This window comes from Aquitalea sp. ASV15, assembly GCF_016429115.1.
Lineage (GTDB): Bacteria > Pseudomonadota > Gammaproteobacteria > Burkholderiales > Chromobacteriaceae > Aquitalea > Aquitalea magnusonii.
Window position 1 is genome coordinate 1 of sequence record NZ_JAELTZ010000141.1, and the last position, 395, is coordinate 395.

Annotated in this window: 1 protein-coding gene; it reads right to left on the minus strand. The window is 75.4% G+C overall.

Going from position 1 to position 395, the window contains the following annotated elements:
* Positions 1 to 176 precede the first annotated feature (176 nt).
* Positions 177 to 395: hypothetical protein (locus tag JHD64_RS22375; protein WP_304506670.1), on the minus strand; the 219-nt coding region annotated here is incomplete at its 5' end.

The window sequence follows — 395 nt, forward strand, 5'->3', positions numbered from 1 at the left end:
CCCCCCCCCCCCCCCCCCCCCCCCCCCCCCCCCCCCCCCCCCCCCCCCCCCCCCCCCCCCCCCCCCCCCCCCTTTTTTCAAGCAGATGTCGGCATACGAGATCCTTGTTATTGTCTCGTGGGCTCGGAGATGTGTATAAGAGACAGCGGTCGCGGCAGGCCATCACGGCAGCCAGATCAGGCCACATTAGCGGCAGCTGGGGATAATCCAGCCACGCGCACTCCACCTGATGCGCCAACAGCTGGATAGGGGGGGGGGGGGGGGGGGGGGGGGGGTGCCGACGAACGAACAACAGGGTAGATGTCGGGGGGGGCCGGGGCATTAGTGGGGGGGGGGGGGGGGGGGGGGGGGGGGGGGGGGGGGGGGGGGGGGGGGGGGGGGGGGGGGGGGGGGGG